This is a genomic window from Mesorhizobium sp. M2E.F.Ca.ET.209.01.1.1, from assembly GCF_004010375.2.
In the GTDB taxonomy this organism is placed as follows: Bacteria; Pseudomonadota; Alphaproteobacteria; order Rhizobiales; family Rhizobiaceae; genus Mesorhizobium.
In genome coordinates this window covers 1-349 of sequence record NZ_SADP02000564.1, presented here as the reverse complement: position 1 = coordinate 349, position 349 = coordinate 1, and the positions used below count along the sequence as shown (strand labels likewise).

Genomic DNA, 349 nt, shown 5'->3' with positions numbered 1-349 from the left:
GTGATCGACACCAAGGAAATCGCCGACTATGCCGGGCCGGCGATCGAACAGGCGATCAACCAGATCATCCAGATCACCAAGATGGAGAACGTCAACGAGCGGATCAGCGACGTGCGCGAGGCGGTGAAGGCGCACTTGACCGACTTCCTGAAGGTCTACGGCATCATGCTCAACGACCTCAAGGTGCTGATAATGCCGCGCGACGAGCGCATGCGCGAGCTGATCTCGCTGCAGGCGATCGGCCTCAGCCCCATCGAAGCCCTTCGCTCTTACCTGGCCTTGCGCATAGCCGACAAAGGCCTGGTCTCTGCGCCCCACACGGCCGCCAGCGTACCGATCCCTATCCGCC

1 protein-coding gene is annotated in these 349 nt (G+C 61.9%); it reads left to right on the top strand.

What is annotated here, in order from left to right:
- Positions 1-349, top strand: a 349-nt coding sequence (locus EN852_RS36920) for a hypothetical protein (RefSeq protein ID WP_210238309.1), incomplete at both ends; no start/stop codon positions are given.